At 38.4% G+C, this 22,290-nt stretch carries 26 protein-coding genes; 20 read left to right on the forward strand and 6 right to left on the reverse strand.

The features are described 5' to 3' along the window. Positions 1–106: 106 nt before the first annotated feature. Together QUF49_RS03985 and QUF49_RS03990 are read right to left on the reverse strand one after the other, a co-directional pair. Positions 107–1,051, reverse strand: coding sequence for a formylglycine-generating enzyme family protein (locus tag QUF49_RS03985; RefSeq protein ID WP_289494450.1), 945 nt, complete (start codon positions 1,049–1,051; stop codon positions 107–109). A gap of 77 nt (positions 1,052–1,128) precedes the next feature. Next, complete coding sequence (locus tag QUF49_RS03990) at positions 1,129–2,589, reverse strand: sulfatase family protein (RefSeq protein ID WP_289494451.1); 1,461 nt, start codon at positions 2,587–2,589, stop codon at positions 1,129–1,131. A gap of 503 nt (positions 2,590–3,092) precedes the next feature. Between QUF49_RS03990 and QUF49_RS03995 the strand changes: the two genes are divergently transcribed. The 11 genes from QUF49_RS03995 to QUF49_RS04045 all read left to right on the forward strand — a co-directional run bounded on the left by QUF49_RS03995 (position 3,093) and on the right by QUF49_RS04045 (position 11,752). After that, positions 3,093–3,242, forward strand: a complete 150-nt coding sequence (locus QUF49_RS03995; protein WP_289494452.1) for a hypothetical protein — start codon at positions 3,093–3,095, stop codon at positions 3,240–3,242. Between the two features lie 234 nt (positions 3,243–3,476). Further along, entirely contained in the window at positions 3,477–4,649 is a 1,173-nt protein-coding gene (locus tag QUF49_RS04000; RefSeq protein WP_289494453.1) for an FAD-dependent monooxygenase, read from the forward strand. 59 nt (positions 4,650–4,708) lie between these two features. After that, the gene (locus QUF49_RS04005; RefSeq protein WP_289494454.1) at positions 4,709–5,227 is read left to right on the forward strand and encodes a GNAT family N-acetyltransferase; all 519 of its coding nucleotides are present in this window, start codon (positions 4,709–4,711) and stop codon (positions 5,225–5,227) included. A 127-nt stretch (positions 5,228–5,354) separates the two neighbouring features. Next, the gene (locus QUF49_RS04010) at positions 5,355–5,843 is read left to right on the forward strand and encodes an HIT family protein (RefSeq protein ID WP_289494455.1); all 489 of its coding nucleotides are present in this window, start codon (positions 5,355–5,357) and stop codon (positions 5,841–5,843) included. Positions 5,844–5,948: 105 nt separating this feature from the next. After that, entirely contained in the window at positions 5,949–6,527 is a 579-nt protein-coding gene (locus tag QUF49_RS04015; RefSeq protein WP_289494456.1) for a DUF4256 domain-containing protein, read from the forward strand. A 384-nt stretch (positions 6,528–6,911) separates the two neighbouring features. Then, a complete protein-coding gene (locus tag QUF49_RS04020) occupies positions 6,912–8,456 on the forward strand; it encodes a malate:quinone oxidoreductase (protein ID WP_289494457.1) in 1,545 nt (514 codons plus the stop codon). A 537-nt stretch (positions 8,457–8,993) separates the two neighbouring features. Beyond that, entirely contained in the window at positions 8,994–9,182 is a 189-nt protein-coding gene (locus tag QUF49_RS04025) for an alpha/beta-type small acid-soluble spore protein (RefSeq protein ID WP_289494458.1), read from the forward strand. A gap of 186 nt (positions 9,183–9,368) precedes the next feature. Then, positions 9,369–9,515: a hypothetical protein gene (locus tag QUF49_RS04030; protein ID WP_289494459.1), complete on the forward strand. Its 147-nt coding sequence runs from the start codon at positions 9,369–9,371 to the stop codon at positions 9,513–9,515. 41 nt (positions 9,516–9,556) lie between these two features. Continuing rightward, complete coding sequence (locus QUF49_RS04035; protein WP_289494460.1) at positions 9,557–10,192, forward strand: FMN-dependent NADH-azoreductase; 636 nt, start codon at positions 9,557–9,559, stop codon at positions 10,190–10,192. A 119-nt stretch (positions 10,193–10,311) separates the two neighbouring features. Further along, positions 10,312–11,214, forward strand: a complete 903-nt coding sequence (locus QUF49_RS04040; RefSeq protein ID WP_289497577.1) for an AEC family transporter — start codon at positions 10,312–10,314, stop codon at positions 11,212–11,214. Positions 11,215–11,512: 298 nt separating this feature from the next. Continuing rightward, positions 11,513–11,752 (forward strand): aspartyl-phosphate phosphatase Spo0E family protein, encoded by a 240-nt coding sequence (locus tag QUF49_RS04045; RefSeq protein ID WP_289494461.1) that lies wholly within the window; start codon positions 11,513–11,515, stop codon positions 11,750–11,752. Here the strand turns inward: QUF49_RS04045 and QUF49_RS04050 are convergent, their stop codons facing one another. Further along, complete coding sequence (locus tag QUF49_RS04050; RefSeq protein WP_289494462.1) at positions 11,753–12,652, reverse strand: LysR family transcriptional regulator; 900 nt, start codon at positions 12,650–12,652, stop codon at positions 11,753–11,755. A 247-nt stretch (positions 12,653–12,899) separates the two neighbouring features. Here QUF49_RS04050 and QUF49_RS04055 point away from each other — a divergent pair, with 247 nt between their 5' ends. From QUF49_RS04055 to QUF49_RS04065, 3 genes are all read left to right on the forward strand, one after another. Continuing rightward, positions 12,900–14,300 carry an amino acid transporter gene (locus QUF49_RS04055; RefSeq protein ID WP_289494463.1) on the forward strand — a complete coding sequence of 467 codons (1,401 nt, stop codon included), beginning with the start codon at positions 12,900–12,902 and terminating at the stop codon, positions 14,298–14,300. Between the two features lie 90 nt (positions 14,301–14,390). Further along, entirely contained in the window at positions 14,391–14,882 is a 492-nt protein-coding gene (locus QUF49_RS04060) for a GNAT family N-acetyltransferase (protein ID WP_289494464.1), read from the forward strand. A gap of 127 nt (positions 14,883–15,009) precedes the next feature. After that, the gene (locus tag QUF49_RS04065; RefSeq protein ID WP_289494465.1) at positions 15,010–15,633 is read left to right on the forward strand and encodes a methanogen output domain 1-containing protein; all 624 of its coding nucleotides are present in this window, start codon (positions 15,010–15,012) and stop codon (positions 15,631–15,633) included. 22 nt (positions 15,634–15,655) lie between these two features. Here the strand turns inward: QUF49_RS04065 and QUF49_RS04070 are convergent, their stop codons facing one another. Beyond that, complete coding sequence (locus QUF49_RS04070) at positions 15,656–16,543, reverse strand: STAS domain-containing protein (protein WP_289494466.1); 888 nt, start codon at positions 16,541–16,543, stop codon at positions 15,656–15,658. Positions 16,544–16,713: 170 nt separating this feature from the next. After that, positions 16,714–16,914, reverse strand: coding sequence for a cold-shock protein (locus QUF49_RS04075; RefSeq protein WP_066397748.1), 201 nt, complete (start codon positions 16,912–16,914; stop codon positions 16,714–16,716). Positions 16,915–17,290: 376 nt separating this feature from the next. Here QUF49_RS04075 and moaA point away from each other — a divergent pair, with 376 nt between their 5' ends. From moaA to QUF49_RS04090, 3 genes are all read left to right on the forward strand, one after another. Then, positions 17,291–18,310 carry a GTP 3',8-cyclase MoaA gene (moaA, locus tag QUF49_RS04080; RefSeq protein WP_289494467.1) on the forward strand — a complete coding sequence of 340 codons (1,020 nt, stop codon included), beginning with the start codon at positions 17,291–17,293 and terminating at the stop codon, positions 18,308–18,310. Positions 18,311–18,573: 263 nt separating this feature from the next. After that, complete coding sequence (locus QUF49_RS04085; RefSeq protein ID WP_289494468.1) at positions 18,574–19,428, forward strand: VOC family protein; 855 nt, start codon at positions 18,574–18,576, stop codon at positions 19,426–19,428. Between the two features lie 75 nt (positions 19,429–19,503). Beyond that, positions 19,504–20,178, forward strand: coding sequence for a TVP38/TMEM64 family protein (locus QUF49_RS04090; protein ID WP_289494469.1), 675 nt, complete (start codon positions 19,504–19,506; stop codon positions 20,176–20,178). Positions 20,179–20,231: 53 nt separating this feature from the next. On the opposite strand, the gene QUF49_RS04095 is transcribed toward QUF49_RS04090, so the two are convergent. Beyond that, on the reverse strand, positions 20,232–20,372 hold the full coding sequence (locus QUF49_RS04095) for a multidrug transporter (protein ID WP_289494470.1): 141 nt from the start codon (positions 20,370–20,372) through the stop codon (positions 20,232–20,234). A 215-nt stretch (positions 20,373–20,587) separates the two neighbouring features. On the opposite strand from QUF49_RS04095, the gene QUF49_RS04100 reads away from it, so the two are divergent. The 3 genes from QUF49_RS04100 to QUF49_RS04110 all read left to right on the forward strand — a co-directional run bounded on the left by QUF49_RS04100 (position 20,588) and on the right by QUF49_RS04110 (position 22,213). Next, the gene (locus QUF49_RS04100) at positions 20,588–21,130 is read left to right on the forward strand and encodes a peroxiredoxin (protein WP_289494471.1); all 543 of its coding nucleotides are present in this window, start codon (positions 20,588–20,590) and stop codon (positions 21,128–21,130) included. Positions 21,131–21,316: 186 nt separating this feature from the next. Further along, positions 21,317–21,766: a TlpA family protein disulfide reductase gene (locus tag QUF49_RS04105; RefSeq protein ID WP_289494472.1), complete on the forward strand. Its 450-nt coding sequence runs from the start codon at positions 21,317–21,319 to the stop codon at positions 21,764–21,766. Positions 21,767–21,778: 12 nt separating this feature from the next. After that, the gene (locus QUF49_RS04110) at positions 21,779–22,213 is read left to right on the forward strand and encodes a Dps family protein (protein ID WP_289494473.1); all 435 of its coding nucleotides are present in this window, start codon (positions 21,779–21,781) and stop codon (positions 22,211–22,213) included. Positions 22,214–22,290: the final 77 nt, after the last annotated feature.

Raw genomic sequence — 22,290 nt, forward strand, 5'->3', positions numbered from 1 at the left:
ATCGAATTTATTATTTAGTAAATAATTTGATACAATCCGCAGAACCTAAAAAAAGAGGCATGACTTCAAAAGTTCTACTTTTGGACCATCCTCTTTTTTAAAAATATTACTTCGCATTTGCTGCACAACGAAAGCCCAAATTACCTGTTGAGCTATCAGGCGTATTTGCACTTCTACCGGCTACTCGGTATCGATTGCAATAAGATTGATGACAAAGATAGGATCCACCTTTTGTCACTTTGGAATGTCCCTTGATTGGTCCAGTGGGATTTTTAATGCTATTTGTTTCATGGGTAGGGCTAAACCAATCAGAGCACCATTCCCATACGTTCCCGACCACATTGTACAACCCATAACCGTTTGGCGAATAAGCGTCTACAGGTGCTGTTCCTATATATCCGTCTTCAGCCTTGTTTTCATAAGGGAAATGCCCTTGCCAAATATTACATTGATGTTTTCCGTCTTGCTTTAATTGATTGCCCCATGGATATTTCTTTTGTTTATACCCACCGCGTGCAGCATATTCCCATTCAGCTTCAGTAGGTAGACGCTTCTTTTTCCAATTACTATAATGAACGGCATCATTCCAAGAAATGTGTACGACTGGATGGTTCATGCGGTTTATAATCGTTGAGTTTGGGCCCTCTGGCTGCTTCCAAGAAGCTTGATTTACAACAAGCCACCAAGGTGTTTGTTGTGGCACCTGAGTGATTTGACGTTTCACTTTTTCAGACACTAGAAGGTGAAAAACAAAGGACCAACCAAATTTTTCTGCCTCTGTCACATATCCGGTACTTTCAACAAATTGAGAAAACTCTTTATTGGTGACCGCATACGCATCTATATAAAAAGGATCGACATGTACTTCTCGTATCGGTCCTTCACCATCTTCAGGAAAACCTTCCTGATCATCTGTTCCCATTAAAAAACTTCCACCTTCTAAATAGATCATGTCTTCTTTATTTAGATTTATTTCTGCAGCTTTTTTAATGGTTGCGAGTTTGATGTTTTCATTCGTTCTGTTTACTTCGCAGCAAGCTTTCTTCACCATTCTATATACCTCCTTTAAGAAATAGAATGTTTGTTTCTATCCGAAAAGGTTTGACTGTTACAACTTGATTAGAGGGCTTATTCGAATTCTCTAGGATGACGTTTTTGAAGTTCTGCTATATGTGCTTCCCGTCCAGTTTCTTTTAATCGTTCAGTATACATTTTAAGATGTCCATTAGCATGATAAGGGCCGCCTTCTTTCATGACTGTCCATAATGGATCTACATCGTTATCCATGGTCTTCATCATTTCATCGTGCCATTCGTTTAAATAGTATACCGCTTCTTTACAAATGTCTTTCCGATCGTTCGCAAGATTATGTTGCTCATAAGGGTCTTCTTTTAGATTAAATAACATTTCTTTGTCAAAAAGGTGATAACCGTCATGATAGGTTCGAACATAAAGCCAATCTCCAAAACGAACACCACGTTGACATACGTGAGCACATTGAGAAATGACTAGAAACTCTCGATCACTCTCTTTTCCATTTTGAAGAACGGAAGCATAGCTCACACCATCCCAACTTTTTTTGGCAGGTTTGTTAAAAAGTTCTGCCAATGTAGGGATTAAATCTATATTGTAATGCAATCCATGATCTACGTGCTGTTTTAGCATTCCTGGCCACCGAATAATCATCGGTATTCTACACGTTGCGTGATCTGCTGTTCCATGTTCACCATAAATTCCTAATTCTCCTAAATTTTCTCCATGGTCAGCAGTAATCACAATAATGGTTTCATCCAATACTCCTTGTTTTTCAAGGTTTGAGATGATTTTCCCAATATGTTCATCCATATAGCGAACGCCACAATCGTATCCATCTATCATTTTTTTCATGTCATCCATATCTTGTATTTCAACAGGATATCTTGGAAATTGTGGCAATGGATTACTCCAAAACATATCGATCTCGTGGACACTATGTGGACCAACACATTCTCTGTGTTTCTCTAATACGTCTTCATTTAGCCATGTTGGAAGATCATCTTTTTCAAACGGATTTCCAAAACTCTCCGGAACACGATACGGGGTATGGGGATCCCAATAGTTTACATATAAGCACCAATCATCTTGTGTTGCATTGCGGTCCAACCAATCTAAAACAGTAGGCGTAACTTCTTCAGCAGATTCCATGCCACAATTACCTGTATTATAAATCTCATTAAATCCTGCATTAAAATGCCAAGCGGAATGCCTTTCAGGGAAAGGACTGATTAGTGTGGTTTTCAATCCCTCACTACGTAAAAAACCAGCTAGACTTTCTTGTACTAAGCGATCCTGAAAATCACGTTTTGTTCCCTCGTGACGTAGATCCGCAGCTGTACCGCCATGACCAACTGCTCCGTGATGTATGCCGAATTGTCCTGTCATAAGGCTTGTACGAGAAGGAAGACAAGGTGCATCTGAAGTATAATAATTAGTAAATCGAACTCCTTCCTCAGCCACTTTATCAATATTTGGGGATGTATTTCGGTGATACCCATAACAACCTAGGTTGTCTGCACGTAAGGAATCTAAATCTAAAATTAACATTCTCATAATCTTTAATCTCCTTTCGTTATCATATACTATTATCGAAACGTTTCGAAACTAGTATATATTGAATTGTATTCGCTTTCAATACTGTTTTGAATTTTCTATTTTATCCAACTATTATTGTCATCTATTATTTTTAGGTGTTTGTTTAAAAGGAGTACTGATGAATTTAGATTAAAGAGAAGTAACTCTGATTAATTCGAATTGAAACATTGAACAAATTCATATTTGTTTAGAAAACTAAATACTTGGCGAATATTTAAGGAGCTTCATACAAATAAATTTTAGGTTAATTGAAAGATTGTGATTGATGATGAAACTTTTCTTTTGATGGAGTTTCCCTTGTTCTACATTCTATAGGAAGATTGTAAAAAAAATGTACTTATACTAGCGGGGGCAATTCTCAGGAAAGTTAATAATAGAAAAAGACGGTTTTTTCGTAAGATAAGGTATATTATATTTGTAGAATAGATTCTCTTTTAAGATAAGAAAAGTAGGTGAACAAAGTGGGTAAATATCAATTGGATTCCAAAAGTAAGGTAGCTGTGACAAAGTTTCATGAAAAGCAAGCGCCTGCCAAATTTGATAAAAAGAAGCATCTTGAAAAAATTCGTGCGGAGTATTTGAAAAAGAAGCAAAAGCAAACAGATAAATAATATGAATGAAAACATAGGAAGATTAAATTCTCCCTATGTTTTTCTTATTCGAAGTTTTTCAATATCTTCTGCAATCCAGTGCTGCTACAGAGTAAAAAAACCAATTTCTCATTTTTAAATTCTGAGTAGTTGGTTTTTTTATATTAAAATTCCTACTTTTGTATATTTTTCTTACGCTATCCCAAATTGGTATAATTAATAAACATCAAAGTATTGCAGGGAAGGGTGATCAATATGGGGATATCAAGCACTCCCTCAAAAGTAATCGTTAGTGGTGGTGGGTTAGGCGGACTTTCAGTAGCAAATACCTTGCAGCAAGTAGGTATGGACGTTTCTGTATACGAGAGGGCTGCGGAACTTAAGGAAATGGGTGCAGGCATTGTTTTGGCTGCAAATGCTATGAAAGCATTGGACAAGTTGGGTATCGGCGAACAGGTTCGTAGAATTGGATCATCCGTTAAAAAAGCAGAAATACGAACTTGGGATGGAAAGCTTCTGGTTGATTTACCAGTTCATATACAGGCAAAGCGATATGGGACTTACAGTTATTTGATTCATCGAGCAGATTTACAGAGCATTTTATATCAAAATTTAAAACCAGATACTGTTTTTTTAGGAAGAAAGCTTGTACATAATGAACAGGATAATTCGAAAATTAGGGCGATATTCGAGAACAAGGAGGTAGTTGAAGGTGATTTTTTAATAGGTGCCGACGGAGTTCACTCTCAATTGAGGAAATCCTTAATTGGCTCAACACCACTTCGTTATTCTGGGTTTACTGCTTTTCGCGGCATATCCCATTTTGAAGATGAACGCTTTCCGATTGAAACGGGAGGAGGTTTTGAGGCTTGGGGACCCGGCAAAAGGTTCGGATACTCTCATTTAGGTAAAGGGAGAATTTTTTGGTTTGCAGCTATTAATACCCCACTTGGAACACTGAAGGCAACAGAGAACAAAAAAACAACTGCTTTGGAGCATTTTAAGGGATGGTGGGGACCTATAGAAGCGGTCATTGAGTCAACTGAGGAAACAAATATTCTCACTCATGAAATTTTTGATAGGAAACCCATTAAATCATGGAGTCAGGGCAGGGCTACCTTACTTGGAGATGCGGCGCACCCAATGCTGCCAAATCTGGGACAAGGAGGTGCACAGGCTGTGGAGGATGCTTTAGTACTATCGCGTTGCCTTGTGAATCACCCGGAAGACATTCAGCAAGCACTTAGGATGTATGAAAAAATAAGAATTCCACGAACTACACAAGTTGTTAGGGGGTCTAGAGCTATGGGTAGATTTATGCAACTTGAGAATCCTGTATCCATCAAACTTAGGAACCTATTGCTGCGTACAATGCCTAGCTCACTTCAAATGAAGCGTTTAGAATGGTTGATTGGATATGAAGTGTAAAACAGACGGATTGCTTTAAGATTAAAGTTGGCATTATGGATACTCAAAGGTAGGTATAAATGATGAACATAAAAATTGAGAAAGCATCAGTTGAGCAAAAAGTAGTATTGCGAAATTTATTAGAACTGTACAAATACGATTTTAGTGAATATGATCCTGAAGATGTTAATGAACATGGTGAATATGGTTATAAGTATTTTGATCATTATTGGACTGAACCAGAACGCTTTCCATTTTTAATTACGGTGGATGACAAGTATGCTGGTTTTGCGTTAGTTCGAAAAAAGACTCAGGATCATATGACCATTGAATTTTGTTTTTCAATGGCAGAATTTTTTATTATGAAAAAATACCGAAAAAATGGTGTTGGTAAGCATGCAGCCACCTATCTGTTTGATAGGTTCCCTGGAAAATGGGAGGTTGCGCAAATAAAAGAGAATATTCCCGCTCGGAAATTTTGGGTAAAGGTTATTTCTGATTATACAAATAGAAACTATACTGAAATCCAAAGAGATGACTGGGATGGCCCTATTCAAACATTTATTACATATAGCAATAATGTGGTAGATCAACCCTGAATATATTCGGCGATCGGGTGCTTTTTCTTCAAGAAGGAGAAGTGCTCTTTTTTATATAGATAGTAGGAGGTTGAGATATTGTGTCGAAAACATATTTTAGCAACTTACTTTTAGGAGAGAAAAATTAGTGTATAAACATATGCCTTCTACTTACACATGTCCTTTTTGTTTGGCTGTTAATGGGAAAGAGGACGAAGAAAATAGGTTAGTTCAGACTAAGCAGAAAGATATTATCTATAAAGACGAATACGTAACGGCTTTGATCGCAACATTATGGTGGCCGAATAATAAAGGTCATGTGATCATCATTCCGAATCATCACTATGAAAATATATTTGATTTACCGATAGAAATAGCCACTCGGATACATAAGTTATCTCAGCAGGTATCTTTCGCGCTCAAAGAGTGTTATGAATGTGATGGGATCTCAACAAGACAACATAATGAGCCAGGGGGAAGTCAGGATGTTTGGCATTACCACCTGCATGTATACCCTAGATATTTCAATGATGATCTTTATCTGACCCATGGGAGTTTAAGTGATCCCTCTGAGCGTTTAGTTTTTGCCGAAAAACTCAGGGCTTGGTTTCAAGCTAACATCCTGGTAAATAGTTAATATACAAATACAATAGAAAGTTAGTGGATTCACACGGCTATTTAATCGATTTATTACATAACTAATCTTAAACTATAGTGTGTAAACAATAAGGAGGAAACGAATATGACCAAGACAAATGAAATCAGCAATAAGGAGTTGTCACTAGAACAACGTGAAGAAATATTTAAAGTATTAAAAGAACGTTTTGAGAAGAACATGCACCGCCATGAAGATGTTGAATGGGCTAAAGTTCAAGCAAGGCTGGAAGCTAATCCTGAAAAACTTTGGTCTCTCAATGAAATGGAAATAACGGGCGGTGAACCGGATGTTGTTGAATACGATAAAGACATGGACGAATACATTTTTTATGATTGTTCAGCGGAAAGTCCTAAAGGTCGCAGAAGCGCTTGTTACGACCGTGAAGCGCTAGAGGCAAGAAAAAAACATAAACCGGAAAATAACGTTATTGATATGGCAGCTGCTATGGGCATTGAACTTTTAACAGAAAAACAATATCGAACGCTGCAGAAGCTTGAAAATTTCGATAAGAAAACATCGAGTTGGGTTCAAACTCCTTCTGATATTAGAGAACGCGGTGGTGCCCTATTTTGCGATTGGCGTTATGGGCACGTATTTTTGTACCATAACGGTGCAGATTCTTACTATGGTGCCAGAGGATTTCGCGGCTCATTACGGGTATAATATTTTATAGATACAGCTAATTTAACAAATTATTACCGAGTGCATTTCTTTATGAAGAAGTGTGCTTTTTTTATTGGATTGAAAAGAAGTCAAGTGCTTAAATTTTTATATGAGAGGCAATGACAAGGAGATCACCACACACTCCGCTTTAAAAGTAATAACCGTTTAAATGTGCTCCAAAACTGTCTGTACAGAATTGTCACTTTATATCAGCTTTCAAATAATTTATAATTATCATATAAGCGTAAATATTTATTCTGTAAATAAATGTAATATATTATGATATTGTTTTAATGGATACAAAACAAGTGTGTGACTAGGTCGCGCCTTAGCTTGGTGATGCCTACATTTTTATGCAAATTTTAAAAGAAAAGGTTGATAAAAATGAGCAACAAAGAAACTAAAACAGACGTCATTTTAATTGGTGCCGGAATCATGAGTGCGACTTTAGGTACTCTTTTGAAGGAACTTGTACCTGAATGGGAAATTACGGTTTATGAAAAGCTCGCTAGTGCAGGAGAGGAAAGTTCTAATGAGTGGAATAACGCTGGAACGGGACATGCGGCACTCTGTGAACTTAACTATACAGTCGAAAAACCAGATGGATCTGTAGATATCAGTAAGGCTATTACGATTAACGAACAGTTTCAGGTTTCCATGCAATTTTGGTCTTATCTTGTAAAAAGTCAGATGATCCAAAATCCAAAAGACTTTATCATGCCATTACCTCACATGAGTATGGTACAGGGTGAAGAAAATATATCGTTCTTAAAGAAACGTTTTGAAGCGATGTCCAACAATCCTCTGTTCAATGGTATGGAGTTTTCAGATGATCCTAAGAAACTTATGGAATGGATTCCGCTTATTATGCAAGGACGTCCTGCTGATGATGCAATTGCAGCTACCAAAATTGACTCTGGAACGGATGTAAACTTTGGTGCTTTAACACGAATCTTGTTCGACCACTTAAAAACGAAAAACTTAGATATTCAATATAAACATAGTGTTGAAAATTTAAAACGTACGAGCGATGGTTCGTGGGAACTGAAAGTGAAGAATGTAGATACCGGGATCGTCGAGCGTAAGATAGCTAAATTCGTCTTTATTGGAGGCGGTGGCGGAAGTCTGCATTTACTACAAAAATCAGGTATTCCTGAAGGCAAGCATATTGGAGGATTCCCTGTAAGCGGAATCTTTATGGTGTGTAAAAAACCGGATGTTATCGAGCAGCAGCATGCCAAAGTCTATGGAAAAGCCAAAGTTGGTGCACCGCCAATGTCTGTGCCTCACCTTGATACGAGATACATTGACAATAAAAAATCATTGCTGTTTGGACCGTTTGCCGGCTTTTCGCCGAAATTTTTGAAAGCGGGTTCAATGTTTGATTTAGTCACTTCTGTTAAGCCGAATAATGTCTTAACGATGCTAGCTGCAGGGGCAAAAGAGATGTCACTGACAAAATATTTAATTCAACAGGTCCTTTTATCGAAAGAACAGCGCATGGAAGAGTTGCGAGAGTTTATCCCGAATGCGAAAGCTGAAGATTGGGATTTAGTAGTCGCTGGCCAGCGTGTGCAGGTTATTAAGGATACCGAATCAGGAGGAAAAGGAACGCTGCAATTTGGTACAGAAGTGATTACAGCCGCTGATGGTTCGATCGCAGCATTGCTGGGCGCTTCTCCAGGGGCTTCCACTGCTGTAACGGTTATGCTTGAAATTCTCGATAAATGCTTCCCGGATCGCATGAAAGAGTGGGAGCCGAAAATCAAAGAGATGGTGCCTTCTTATGGCGCAGCACTAATGGATAACCCAGAGCTTCTGCAGGAAATTCATCGTTCAACAGCAGAGACGCTCGCACTAAGCAAAAAAGAGCCGTCATTAGCCGATTTTTCAAATGGCGAAACAGAGGCATTACCTGAAAAGGTTTAAATATTTTTCAAAAACACTAGATTGAGTTTCACAAAATAAGCAAAAGAGCTGGCATTGTGCTGGCTCTTTTTTCTTTATTTTTATTGACCCAGTAAGCTATTACAAGTAATTATCTAAAATCTAGCTGGCTACTGGGATGTTTAAGTTCTAGAAGGTGCAATTTCGGGTACAGAAACTGATTATTTTATATACCTTGTGGGGCATTTATTTCATGTAATCCAAAAGTTTTGGTCAGTAATCCACAAATATTAGCTGTTTATCCACGAGATTCAGCTCTCAATCCAAAAATTTTTGACATATATCCACGAGTCTACAATCCTCGACAAATTTGGCGTTCTTAATATCTTGAAATACCCCCGACATAAGCATGAATTGCAATTGTGGCTCACTACCTGCCCCTTAAAAATGCTTCTAAACTTCTTGTTCATATACAACCAAGGTTACGAAACCAACTTTTTAAAAAAATATGAAAATGTGATGTATAGAAATATAGGTTAGTGGGATTCTAAAAATAGAAATGACAGGGAGGTGAATAGAATGGCTAGAAACAGCAATCAATTATCAGTACCTGGAGCTCAAGGTGCTCTTGACCAAATGAAGTATGAAATCGCTTCTGAGTTTGGTGTGAATCTTGGACCAGACACAACATCTCGTGCTAACGGATCAGTAGGTGGAGAAATCACGAAGCGTCTTGTAGCACAAGCTTTAGGTGGACAACGCTACTAATAAAATATCTTGGCTACGGCTATCTGTTGCGTACAGATAGTCTTTTTATTTTGCACTCTTAATTCTGGTGTTGACTCCCTAACTAAATAAAGTCTCAAGCGGCATATTTTTATTAACGATCCTTTAGTTATGAATCGTTTTTTAAACAACCGTTTAAACTATCACTGTCTGGAGGTGAATGTTGAAATGAACGAAGATAAACCGCTTCACTTTGATGGAAGTCTTTTAAACCTCGATAAATTGGAAAAAGATTCGTTGAACGAACCTATTGTTTTAACAGATGAGATGAGAGCGAACATAAGCGGAAACCCTTATATGAACCAAAGTGAATAATAGGAAAAGGCAATGAAAATTGAAAGGCAGGGTTTAGATATATGACAAAAGTTTTATATATTACAGCACATCCACATGATGATCAAGTCTCATACAGCATGGCTGTTGGAAAAGCTTTTATTGAACAATATAAACAAGTAAATCCGTCTCATGAAGTGGTGCACGTGGATTTGTACAAAGAGAATATTCCTCATATTGATGTAGATGTATTTAGTGGATGGGGAAAACTTCAGTCGGGTAGCGGATTTGAAGAGCTATCGCCAGAAGAGAAAACAAAAGTGGGCAGGCTTTCAGAACTCTGCGATCAGTTTGTTTCTGCTGATAAATACGTATTTGTAACACCACTCTGGAACTTCTCTTTTCCGCCCGTGATGAAAGCGTATATTGACTCAATCGCTGTGGCAGGAAAGACGTTCAAATATACAGAGCAAGGGCCAGTCGGACTTTTAACGGATAAAAAAGCAATACATATTCAGGCCCGTGGCGGGATTTATTCAGAAGGACCAGCAGCAGCTATGGAGATGGGGCACCGCTACTTAAGTATAATCATGCAGTTTTTTGGAGTGCCGTCGTTTGAAGGTCTGTTTGTAGAAGGACATGCAGCAATGCCTGATAAAGCGAATGAAATCAAAGAAAATGCCATTGCTCGTGCAAAGGATCAGGCGCATACGTTTTAATCTTTAAAACTGAAAACATGAAGAAGTCTTGGCCCTTGTGCTATGATTATTAAAAATGAGCTGATCACCGTGGTCAGCCTTTTTTCGTTGCAACCAAAAGAAAGAAGGGGTAAGACATGATAGAGCTGCTGAGCATCATTCTTCCGGTATTTGCGATCTTTGCCATCGGATTTATAGGACAAAAAAGTATGGGATTTGAAACGCAAACTCTTTCAAAAATGGCGCTTTATCTCATGTCACCATTCCTTGTTTTCCGTACGTTTTATGATACGACGTTTACGACAACATATGGATATATGCTCATCTATACGCTTATCCTTTGTTTTACGCTGATCGGCTTTGTGTATGTGATTAGTTATTTTAAAAAATACAGCATGCGTGAAACGTGCGGATTGATTTTAGCTTCTGCCTTTATGAACAATGGAAATTACGGTACACCTGTTGCACTTTTTGCGTTCGGTGCGGCGGGACTGGACTATGCGGTTGTCTTGATGGTTATTCAGCAGCTTGTGATGTGTACAGTTGGTGTTTATTATGCAGCAAAAGGGAGCCCTGAAAACGATGGCATCTCATCAGCCTTAAGAGCGGTACGACGAATGCCGATCGTTTACGGCGCGATTGCTGGTGTTGTGTTTCAGCAGTTGAACATCCCTATTGAAGGTTCAGTTTCAGAAGCATTGGATTTAGTGGCAAACGCTGCGATTCCGACCATAATGATTATCCTGGGTATGCAGCTTGCTAAGATTTCATTGCGCAATGTTCAGGTGGAGAAGTTGACGTATTCATTGATATTAAAACTGGCGATTTCACCTGTCATCGCGTTTGGTATCACGCTGTTTTTACCGGTTGATGATATGCTGGCAGCTATTATGATTTTGATGGCCGCGATGCCTTCAGCCGCAAACACAACGATGTACGCTCTGCAGTTTGGTACAGAGCCGGATTTTGTTTCGAGCGCAACGCTAGTGAGTACTTTGTTTTCACTGATCACGCTACCACTTTTGCTCGCGGTTTTATTGTAATAAAATAAAGAACTTCAAAAGGCTTTGGAGTTCTTTTTTTGCATATAAAGAAGTATAACGAGCAGTTTTGGTGCAGAACTGTTCTTATTTTGCGTGCGTTATTTACTTTTTTTGATGCAATGTATTTCTAATAATGACATTAATGGTAAATTGTCTGTGTGAGAAAAAGCGCAAAAATATATGCATGTTAGCATCTTTTTACCGACATCGAGGAAAATGCACAAAACAAGGTGCTTTAAGAAATATTTATTCTTAATTAAATATTTCTTAATTTACATAAAAACGGGGAGCATCTATTATGAATGCATACCCATTTAATTGGAAGTGCCTTGTGTTTAGAAAGGAAATCACGATGGATGAAGATTTGAGTAAATTATTGCATGAAATTAAAATTTGCCGTCAGGAGATGTATGATCTCAAACCAAGCTCCAATGACTTTTCAAATGCAGATCTTGTAAGTAAGAGTCAAAAGTTAGACAAGTTGATTTACCTCTACCAAAAACAAATCATGCAGCACATTCAATCTGAAAAAGAATGATTACTGATCTAGCAAAAACTTCACTTTCTCTTTAAATTCTTTTGCTTCTGGTGATAGACCTTTTGTTAAAGGATATAGTGTCCAGAAGTCTTGATAAATAAGTTCTGGGTTCTTAAAAGGGATAATAGCCAAATTGCCGTTTTTCACATCAGCATTATGTTTGAACGTAAAATTAAATACAAAAGAAAAGGCGTGGCCATCCAAAATAGCTGAACGCAATACTTCTATGTTGTTGGATGAAAAAAGTATTTGCCCATTTTTGGCGTATTTGTCTTTAAACATTCTGCCGCCTTTGGAATTATAGATTACTATTTTTTCGTTTGTTAACTCATCAGGTGTAATGAATTCTTTATAGTACAAAGAAGATTTTTTGCCAGCACAAACACAAACATACCCTGTGTATAATAGGTCATATCCTATTCCTTTTTCGTGTTGAAGGTTAGATAACTCATACTCGGTAAACGGACTTAAGCCCACATCGATATGGCCGTTCTTCAGTTCCTCTAAAATATGATCTTGATCTATTTCCCTAATCATGACATTCGTTTCTGGAAATTCCTCATGAAACAATAGGAAGGCATCATAAACGATGTACATGAGAGCCGGAGCACACCCTACATTTAAAACATGCTTTTTGGCTTGTTGTTTAGAAGCGAGTTCTTCGTGCAGTTCCTGCATCTTTTTAAGAATTTCATAAGCTTTTGAAACAATAAACTTTCCATCAGGCGTAGGGATCGTACCATGTCTAGATCGACTGAAGATTGTTACACCAAACTCTTTTTCCAGCTGTGAAATAGACTGAGAAATAGCTGATGGTGATAGATGTAGTTTGTCAGCGGCCTTCGTGATGGAGCTTTCTTTTGCAACTTCCACAAGGTATTTCATTTGTTCTAAGTTCATAGGAATCTCCTTTAATTAAGCAATGGTTAACAAAATGATAATTACATTCATTTTATCTTAAATGACATGAAGTTTGTGCAATATAGAAAAAAATAAAAAAGAATGACTTCAAAAAGATGTCATTCTTTTTTTGTGATTTTTTATTTGGGGCATAACTAATGATAAAGTTCGTAAATACTATACACCCTATAAAATATCTAAAAATTACGAATTATAAAATAGCCATACATACTGACATTTTTGGAGGATGAATATGAGTATCTTTAGGAAAAAAAGCATTCCGGATCTAGTAGCAGCTTCAAAAACAGGTACAACATTAAATAAAGAATTAGGAACATTGGATCTAACCATGCTCGGTATTGGTGCCATCATCGGTACTGGGATTTTTGTTTTAACTGGAGCAGGTGCACTGACAGCAGGACCGGCACTCATTATTTCATTTGTCATAGCGGGACTCGCTTGCTTGTTCGCGGCACTATCTTACGCTGAGTTTGCTTCAACTGTACCTGTATCTGGGTCAGTCTACACATATACGTATGCCACTATGGGAGAATTTCTCGCATGGATTATTGGTTGGGATTTAATCTTAGAATATCTTTTAGCCGTTAGTGCTGTTTCAGTCGGTTGGTCAGGGTACTTTCAATCTCTTTTAAAAGGTTTTGGCATAAATATACCAACAGCTTTTACCGCAGCACCTGGAGCGGTAGAAGGTATAACTACTTACTTTAATCTGCCGGCCTTTTTAATTGTTATGCTTATTACATTTTTGCTGTCAGTCGGGGTAAAGCAGTCTAAACGTGTAAACAACATCATGGTTGTTATAAAAATAGCTGTTGTTGTCCTATTTATTGTTGTAGCAGTCGGCTATGTAAAACCAGACAACTGGACTCCTTTTACACCGTTTGGTTTTGAAGGGATTTTTGCTGCTGCCGCACTGGTTTTCTTTGCATTCATCGGATTCGATGCGATTGCATCTGCTGCGGAAGAAACAAGAAATCCGAATCGTGATCTTCCAAAGGGAATTATTTATTCTCTGTTAATTTGTACGTTTTTGTATGTCATTGTAACTGGGATTATGACGGGGGTTGTTCCGTATCCTGACTTTAAAGGAAACGAAGATCACCCTATTTCCCTTGTACTACAAGTTGCAGGACAAAATTGGGTGGCAGGTATTGTTGATGTCGGAGCGATCTTAGGTATGACAACAGTTATGCTCGTTATGCTGTATGGCCAGACTCGAGTATCTTATGCGATGTCGCGCGATGGGCTGCTGCCGAAGTTTTTTAGAACGGTTCACAAAAAGTATAGAACACCATACGGCTCCACTTGGTTCTTTGGAATTGTTGCCGGTCTTATGGGGGCCTTAATCCCTTTAGATGAGCTGGCAAAGCTCGTAAATATAGGAACGTTATCGGCATTCATTTTAGTGTCTGTAGCTGTACTCGTACTGCGTAGAACACAGCCGGATCTTCCACGAGCTTTTCGTTGTCCAGGTGTACCTTATATTCCGATTTTAGCTATTCTGTTTTGTGGTTTTCTCATGCTGCAGCTAGATGGAGACACATGGATTCGATTCATTATATGGCTAGGCATTGGAGCTGCTGTTTATTTTATATACTCAAAAAATCACTCTCACTTAAATAAATAAAGAAATAAAAGAGGCTGAAAATAAAGCCTCTTTTTTGTTGGGAAAATAAGTTAAACTATCAATAGCAATTATTTAGGGGGAATGTGGAAAATGATTGAAACAAGCCGTCTTCTTTTATTGCCATACACGTATGAATTAGTTGAAGCTACACTTAAAGGGAAACGAGATTTTGAAAACGTGCTGGGCTATAAGGTTTCTAATGAATGGCCGAGTCCTCAATATTTGAAATTGATTAAGATGAAAAAAGACAAACTTCATCAAACACCGGAACAGAGTATATGGAGCCGTATAGCTATTCATAAGGAATCTCGCACATTGATCGGTGAAATTGGATGTAAAGGTGGTCCGAATGAACAGGGAACTGTTGAGATTGGTTATGGAATGGTAAGTGAAGCGCGTAATAAAGGGTTTGCTACAGAGATGGTCATCGGTTTAACGGACTGGCTTGCTGCACATCCCAAAGTAAAAAGAGTTACAGCAGAATGTCTGGTCACCAATGTTCCCTCTACAAAAGTCTTAGAAAAATCAGGATTCAAAGTTATAAATGAAAATAAAGAAATGCTTTATTGGGAAAAGATTTAAAAATTATTTACTTGGATAAGCGAAATAAGGTTTCAAAGCGGTTTTAAAGGGTATTCAAAGAGTGTTGTCCATATCTTGCCAAAATCAGCTAAACAGCATGTAACAATAGAGAAAGGGTAGATGCAGTATGAACCTTTCAAAAGGTGAATTGAATGGACACACTTTTTTAGCAAAACTCATTACTCAATATGCCTATATCCATAGAAAAGCAATTGGTCCCGCTGCTGAAAGGTACATTGAGCAGCTAGGTCTTCGTACAGGTGAATGGATTGAGAGTTTCTATGAAGATCCGCTAAACTGGACAGTTGATGAATACGTTCATGTTATTGTGGATATCAAAAATTCAATCGGTGGGCATTTTGAGATTGTCAGTGTGAATCCTGACCATGTAATAGTTCGTGCAAAAGAGTGTCCTTTCGGGGAATTTGTTAAGGATGCACCGCACTTATGCAAAATGACATCTAGTGTTTTTGGAGGAATTGCAGCACGGAAATTTGGTTATGGAAAAGTTACATTGCGTCAACGAATTGCCTTAGGACATCCGATCTGTGAAATTGCGGTTTACTTTCAACCGGATGACCGAGAAACAGGCGATATTTATCAAAACGTTCCAATAACCCCTGAAAACGGAGATCCTTTCGCTTGGGAGGAAGAAACCATTAGTATGCTTAATAACGAATTAAAAAGAAGCGACGATATGGTAGTATCCTTACTTCAGGAACTAGAAGAGTTAAAACGCGGAAAATCCTAAAATGGTACGAACAGACCCTATGTTAGAGTCTGTTCTTTTTATTAGATGCTTCCAGCTTGCCGTATCCAAAATCGGCCAGTGCCTGAAGCAAGTTTCCTTTTAGTGTGATCTCATCAAAATTCAAATTCAGACTAACAGAAGTTTGTGCAATTTCAGGGCTTAATCCTGTTAATGTTGTTTTTACTCCTAGTAGCTTTAGAGTGGAAACGAGTTGAAAGAGGCGATGAGCAACCATCGTGTCAATATAACTTACACCTGATAAATCGATAACGAGGGATGTAATCTCATTCTCTAGACATTGCTCTAAAGTAGATTCAAGCAAGAGTTTTGCCCGATTCGTATCAATATCACCGACTACTGGAAGCACGGCTACACCTGGGAAGAGAGGAACTACTGGAACGGATAGTTCTTGAAGAGATAAATGGAATTTTTGAGTGATCTCTTTGTAATTATTTACGTAAGACTTGCTGAATGCTTGCACAGCATGATCAATCATCGGATTGATGGTTGTTGATATATGCAAAACCGAATCCAATGACATGGATTGCAGTGACCCTTGTTCTTTTATAAAGTCCCATATTACTTCCCGATAATAAGAGGTGCTTTCAAGTGAGACATCGAGCGGCTGTCCTGAGTGAACAGCAAGCATGCCGATATTTTCGCCCCATTCGAAGATCGTGCTTTTCGTATCAGTAATTTTTCCTGAGACGGCATCGCCAATTAATCGGATAAAGGAAATGGATTGTTGGAGTCCTTCGTATTCACTCATTTGAGAGCTTTGCTGAAGTGAAACATATGCGTTGCTATTCTGCATGTTGAAAATGATTTTCTCTGCGAGTTGTACTGCGTTTTCAGAAATTCGAGTGCCGATTTCGATTTGATCTTGTTTCTGCTTCAATTGAAGATCCATTTTGAACTCCTAATAATTTAAGACGTTAAACTTATTTTAACAAAAATAATAGACAAGTGTTTGAATTTGTTGAAAAATTTTTAAAAGTGTGAAATAAAGAAATTGGCGGTAGTTGAGGGCATAAAAAAAACAGGCCTCTCATAAAAGAGTCCTGTTTATCTATAGGGTTATTATGCTTTACGTACGTTAGTAGCTTGAGGTCCGCGTTGTCCTTGTTCAACTTCGAACGTTACATCTTGACCTTCGTCTAAAGATTTGAAACCGTCAGCTTGGATAGCTGAGAAGTGTACGAATACATCGTCTCCACCTTCGCGCTCGATGAATCCGAAACCTTTTTCTGCGTTAAACCATTTAACTTTACCTTGTTCCATTTTTGTTGCCTCCTGTCGTGCCAAACCGCACAATAATACTATCTCTGCTCAAAAATATCAAGATAATAGGTTTACCTGTACAATCGAACAAAAATAATTCCTATTTATCGTAACACTTTACTAACCAATAAACAAGTGCTGATGAAAAAAGGGAATTATTAATTAATGGCGGACATTGGTAAAAGCCACTGGAATAGGGAAACACGCAAAAAATTGTATGAAAATTTGGTAGAAATGGTCTATGTAAAACAATGAGATAGTGATTAAGAACTAATGAATCTGAGTGGCACACGCTCTAGTTATAAGCGGTTCTGGTTTTAACTTCCTTTTATTCGTGGTACATTGGTAAAAATACTAAAACAAATGGCGTGATGATATGAAGAAGAGTAATGTAATCACTGATCGTTTGCATCGGCCGCTTCAAGATTTGCGGATCTCTGTAACCGATCAATGCAATTTTCGCTGCACGTATTGTATGCCCAAAGAAATATTTGGTTCGGACTATCCATTCTTATCACAATCGGAGCTGCTTTCGTTCTATGAGATCGAGCAAATCGCTTCACAGTTTGCACGCGCAGGCGTGGAGAAGATTCGTATCACCGGTGGCGAACCTTTACTCAGAAAAGGACTTCCAGCACTTTTAAAACGTTTGCGATCAATAGATGGTATCCGTGATATCGCATTAACGACGAACGGCGTACTTCTGCCAAGACTAGCGGGTCAGCTAAAAGAGGCTGGTATGGATCGAGTTACGGTTAGCCTGGATACGCTCGATGATCGGCATTTTGGGAGTATCAATGGAAGAGGAGTAGGTGTTAAGCCTGTCTTAAAGGGAATCGAGGCTGCTCATCAAGCTGGCCTTTCAGTCAAAGTAAATATGATGGTCAAAAAGGGAATCAATGATGGAGAGATTCTCCCTATGGCGCGGTATTTTAAAAATACACCTTACGTATTACGATTTATTGAATATATGGATGTCGGCACTTCAAACGGCTGGAATTGGGATGATGTTGTATCCAAGAGTGAGATTCTATCTATAATCGGGGATGAGTTGCCGCTAGAGCCGGTAGACCAAAACTATTATGGTGAAGTCGCAAAACGCTATCGTTATCGGGACGGGCAAGGTGATATCGGAATCATTTCTTCTATTAGTGATACCTTTTGTTCTACTTGTACGAGAGCAAGGTTATCGGCAGACGGAAAAGTGTATACGTGTCTTTTTGCGGGAAAAGGAACAGATTTTAAACATTTCCTTCGTGCTGGAGCATCTGATGAGGATCTTTTTAACCGGATTGTTGAAACTTGGGGCAACCGTGCTGATCGTTATTCTGATGAAAGAAGAGAACAAGGTGCTAGTGAAAAAAACAAAATAGAGATGTCTTATATAGGAGGCTGAGTTATCAGTCTCTTTTTGTTTTGTACAAGGTTGAAAACTTCCCGATTCTCAAGAAGAAAATAGCCTTTCATCACGAAAAAACACCCTCAGATTTCGACCTAAGAAAAAATTTCACCTTAACATAATTAGAGCAATTTCCTACTCGTTCAGCAGAGTCTCGAATAACAGTTTAGAGTAATTAGAGGTTGAAGTTTGTTAATAACTATTTTATAATTACTTACATAAAGTAATTAAATAACTAGATATGAAAGAAGGATGAACAAATGAGGCCTATTCATAAGGATACACATATTGGATGTGTAACTTTAAAGGTAAGAAACTTCGAAAATTCAGTTCGTTTTTATACAGAAACAATCGGTTTGAAAATATTGACTAAAACTCAGTCTGTTGCTGAGTTAACAGCAGATGGCAAAACACCTCTCGTAATATTAGAAGGCAATTCAAAACTACAACAGCGACCAGTTAAAAGTGCAGGATTGTATCACTTGGCTTTGCTCGTACCATCAAGAAAAGACCTTGCAAATATTCTTTATCATTTTATTGAGACAAATACCCAGCTTGCAGGTGCTTCCAACCATAAATTTAGTGAAGCAATCTATATTCAAGACCCTGAAAATAACGGAATTGAAGTGTATCGAGATGTGGATCGAACAGAATGGGTTCGTGATGAAAGAGGAAAATTGCCAGCTGTCAGCGAACCATTAGACGTACAGGATTTATTAAAAGAAAGAGAAACAAATGCATGGAATGGCCTTCCCAAAAACACAGTAATGGGGCATGTTCATTTGAACGTGGTAAATATTCAGGAAGCAGAACATTTTTATGTGAATGTGCTAGGTTTTGAAGAACAAACACGAATGGCGCATCATGCTCTATTCATCTCAGCAGGGGGATATCATCATCATATTGCTTTGAATATTTGGAACGGCCCGAACGCAGTGCCAGCTCCAGATGACGCTACTGGTCTATTGCAATATGAAATTATCGTTCCTGGAAAAGAAGAGCTTCAGAAATTGATAAGTGCTCTAGAAACAGATGAAATTCCATATATAGTAGAAGGGGATCGCGTAACATTAAAAGATCCAGCAGGCAATGGAGTGGTTATTAAGCCTCTTTAAGTTTACGATTGACAACTTTTAGGGAATGTTTGTAATACAAACGATTCATAAAAAAGTCTACAAAGAGGGGTCATTATGAGGAAAAAAACATTGGTGAAGTTAACAGCGATTTTCCTAATAGTTGTAACCTTGTTAGCACTGAACCATTTTGTTTTTGAAATAACCCCAATGTCTTTGCGTGATTGGGTGCTATCCTTCGGGATGGTTGCACCAATCATATATGTCATATTGAATGTAATTCGGCCTTTTACATTGTTTCCGATATCCGTTCTATCCCTTGCTGGCGGTTTGGCTTTTGGCGTTATATGGGGTACAGTCTACACTGTTTTCTCCGCTACTATAGGAGCTATACTAACGTTTTACATTGCGAAACATCTAGGGGACAGGTGGTTAAAAAAGAAATCGGATGTACCTACAAGTGTTGAGAAATGGCAAAGCAAATTGAAAGAAAAAGGTTTTGTATATATCTTGCTGCTGCGGATTATTCCAGTTCTAAACTTTGACCTTGTAAGCTATGTAGCAGGTATTTCAAGGCTAAAGCTTCGTTCTTATATTTTTGCCACGATATTAGGTGTTCTGCCAGGGACCCTTGCATACAATTTACTAGGGGATAGCTTCATTAAAGGAAATGGAGCTGTGATTACTGTAGCTATAGGGATCGTTCTTCTCGTAGCTTGCATTCCGATTCTTTTAAAAAACAAAGAACTTCTTACAAATCAAATGCAGCACCATAAAGAAGATAATGTGTAAAACCTTGCTTAAACACTGAGCAAGGTTTTTTTGTTTGTTTATTTATTAGGCCATTAAAGCGAACTTTGTTGCTCTTGAAAGTAGTTGGTTTCCGCTCCAGGTTGCTCGCTTTCCACGGGGCGTACGGTGAGCCTCCTGCCGTTTTTGCCTTTAGGAGTCTCCACCTGACCGCTCGTCCCGTAGGAGTCTCGCACCTTACTCTCCAATCAACTTATCAAAGAAGAGAAAGAACAAATTACTAATAAGCCACGATTTTTTTTGTGAAATGCGAGCACAATACTTGTTCCTAATTAATAATTATTATAAATTAGTATTGACTTCAAAAAAGAAGTAAGTATAATAAAAATTGTGGAGAAAACATGATAATGATTTTCATTATCATTTAAAGATATAAGGAGTGAACTTTTCAATGGCAGAACGTATGGTAGGTAAACAGGCACCTCGCTTTGAGATGGAAGCGATCATGCCGAATAATGAAACGAAAAAAGTAAGCTTAGAAGAGAACATGAAAAATGGGAAATGGACGGTTCTTTTCTTTTATCCGATGGACTTTACCTTTGTGTGTCCGACAGAAATTACAGCATTGTCTGACCGTTATGGTGAATTTGAAGATCTGGATGCTGAGGTAATCGGCGTTTCTACAGATACAGTACACACGCATTTGGCTTGGATTAATACAAGCCGAGAAGAAAATGGACTTGGTGAATTAAATTACCCACTCGCTGCAGACACGAATCACCGTGTTTCTCGCGATTATGGCGTTTTGATTGAAGAAGAAGGCGTTGCTCTAAGAGGACTGTTCATCATCAATCCGGAAGGTGAAATGATGTATCAAGTCGTCTTCCATAACAACATTGGCCGAGATGCTGACGAAACGCTGCGTGTTCTTCAAGCCTTACAAACAGGCGGACTTTGCCCAGCAAACTGGAAGCCAGGGCAGAAAACACTTTAAGAATGGTTGTTTAAAACTTGCAGCTTTTAGGGTTGCGGGTTGCAAAGACCCCATTGGCAAGTTGATTGAAGTGGAAGGTGCGAGACTCCCCCGGAAAGCGAGCACCCTGAAACGCAAATCAACCACTTCTTGCAATTACTTAATAAAATATTTAAACAAACGTTTAACTTTTGGAGGGAATAGAAGATGAAATTACGTGAACAATTGCCTGAACTAGATGGTGCTACAACTTGGTTGAATGATGAAGTAACAAAAGAAGAATTAGTTGGAGAAAAAGCTACATTGATTCATTTCTGGTCCGTGAGCTGCGGTCTTTGTAAAGAAGCGATGCCTGATGTGAATGAACTTCGTGACGAATATGAAGATGATCTGAACGTAGTGGCTGTGCACATGCCGCGATCTGAAAACGATTTGGACATGAGTGTCATCGAACAAATGGCGATCGGACATGACATCACGCAGCCGATCTATGTGGATAGCGAGCACAAATTGACGGATGCTTTTGAAAACAAATATGTCCCTGCTTACTATGTTTTTGATAAAGAAGGAAAACTTCGTCACTTCCAAGCTGGCGGAAGCGGAATGGACATGCTTCGTAAACGATTGAACCGTGTATTAAATGAAGAAGCAAAATAAGGAGATGATACGATGAATACGATCCAAGATGTACTAAATCGCCAAGTGGCAAACTGGAATGTACTGTTCGTAAAATTGCACAACTATCATTGGTATGTAAAAGGGCCACATTTCTTCACATTGCATGAAAAGTTTGAAGAGCTGTACAATGAAGCTGCAACAAACATTGATGAACTGGCTGAGCGACTGCTCGTTCTAAAAGGAACACCTGTAGCAACAATGAAAGAACATTTGGATCTGGCTACGGTACAAGAAGCGAAGGGCAGCGAAACGGCTGAAGAAATGGTGCAGAGCGTTATTAACGATTTCGAACTATTAATTGAGGAAATTAAAGAAGGAATGGACGTAACCGAGCGTGAAGGCGATGAAGTGACACATGATATGCTTCTATCTGTTCGTGAAAGTCTTGCAAAACAAAACTGGATGCTTCGTGCATTCGTAAGCTAAAACAGTTAAAGGGTGACTTCGGTCGCTCTTTTTTTGTGAACATTCATTGGTAAGGGTTATTTAATAATGAGAATCAG

It is taken from the genome of Fictibacillus sp. b24 (genome assembly GCF_030348825.1).
Lineage (GTDB): Bacteria > Bacillota > Bacilli > Bacillales > Fictibacillaceae > Fictibacillus.